Genomic DNA, 1,565 nt, shown 5'->3' on the forward strand with positions numbered 1-1,565 from the left:
GTGGCCCGCGTGCGCGCGGCGGCGCCGGCGGGTGCGGCGGTGCTGGGCCTCGACGGGGGCATCGCGACGCTCGCCGACGCGCTCGTGGCGGACGTCGAGCGGCTCGGGGGCGAGGTCAGGCTGCGGTCGCGCGTCGACGCGGCGCGGGTGGAGGACGACGCCGTCGTGCTCGAGGTCGACGGCGGGGGGACCGAGCGGACGGCGCGGCTGGTCGTCGCGGCGCCGCGCCCGGACCTCGTCGCCGCCGCCACCGGTGGCGCGGACCTACCGGCGCTCGACGAGGGCGCCGCCGTGGTGCTCGTGACGCTGGTGCTCGACGAGCCCGCACTCGACCGGGCGCCGCGCGGCACCGGCGTGCTGGTCGGCCCGGCCGTCACCGACGTGCGGGCCAAGGCGCTCACCCACGGCACGGCGAAGTGGGCGTGGCTCGCGCGGGAGGCGGGCCCGGGACGGCACGTCGTCCGCCTGTCGTACGGGCGCGCGGACGAGCCGGTGGATGCGCTGCCGACGGGCGACGCGCTCGTCGACCAGGCGCTGCGCGACGCCTCGGTGCTGCTCGGCGTGCCCCTGGTGCGCGACCGGCTCGCCGGGAGCGCGGTGGTCCGCTGGACCCAGGCGCTGCCGCGCCCCAGCGCCGCCCACCGCGCGGCGGTCGCCGCCGTCCGCTCCGCCGTCGGGGGCTCGCACGGCCGCGTCGCCGTCGCCGGGGCCTGGGTCGCGGGCAACGGCCTCGCCTCGGTCGTCCCGGACGCGCGAGCGGCGGCCCGCACGCTCGTCTAGCGCTCTCGCCGCCGAGATCGGCAGCTGCGCCCGAGATCGGCACGTGGACGTGCCGATCTCGGGCGGGAGTGCCGAGCTCGGCGGAAAAGGGCGGAAAAGCGTGAGGACCGTCACGCCCGCGTTTTCTGACAACACGTGAGAATCCGCGTCCGCGCATTTCCCGCCGGGTCCGGCGCACTTTTTCTGACAACGCGTCGTGACCGCGCCATTTCGTCCCGCCTGGCTCGCGGGAGACACTGGGGCCATGCCCCCCGTCCGCATCGGCACCCGCGCGAGCGCGCTCGCGCTCACCCAGACCGGGCACGTCGCCGACGCCCTCGCGCGGCTCGGCGGCTTCGACGTCGAGACGGTGCGTGTCCGGACGGACGGCGACCGGCTGACGGGCTCGCTGACGTCGCTCGGCGGCACGGGCGTGTTCGTCACCGCGCTGCGGGAGGCCCTGCTCGACGGCCGGTGCGACGTCGCGGTGCACTCGCTCAAGGACCTCCCGACGGCTGACCCCGTCGGCCTCACGCTCGGCGCCGTGCCGCCGCGCGAGGACCCTCGCGACGCGCTCTGCGCCCGTGACGGGCTCACGCTCGCCACCCTCCCGCCGGGCGCCCGCGTCGGCACCGGGTCGCCCCGCCGCGCGGCGCAGCTGCTCGCCGCCCGTCCCGACCTGGACGTCGTCGACATCCGCGGCAACGTGGACACGCGCCTCGGACGCGTCGCGCCGGGCGACCTCGACGCGGTCGTGCTCGCGCGCGCCGGGCTGGCCCGGCTCGGCCGGCTCGACGCCGTGACCG

Annotated in this window: 2 protein-coding genes; both read left to right on the forward strand. The window is 78.3% G+C overall.

The features are described 5' to 3' along the window. The coding region (locus HGCM_RS16730) for a protoporphyrinogen/coproporphyrinogen oxidase (RefSeq protein ID WP_019135531.1) at positions 1–780 on the forward strand (780 nt) is incomplete at its 5' end. A gap of 244 nt (positions 781–1,024) precedes the next feature. Further along, on the forward strand, positions 1,025–1,565 hold a 541-nt coding region (hemC, locus tag HGCM_RS16735), incomplete at its 3' end, for a hydroxymethylbilane synthase (RefSeq protein ID WP_019135532.1).

The sequence above is a fragment of the Cellulomonas massiliensis JC225 genome, from assembly GCF_000312005.1.
In the GTDB taxonomy this organism is placed as follows: domain Bacteria; phylum Actinomycetota; class Actinomycetes; order Actinomycetales; family Cellulomonadaceae; genus Cellulomonas; species Cellulomonas massiliensis.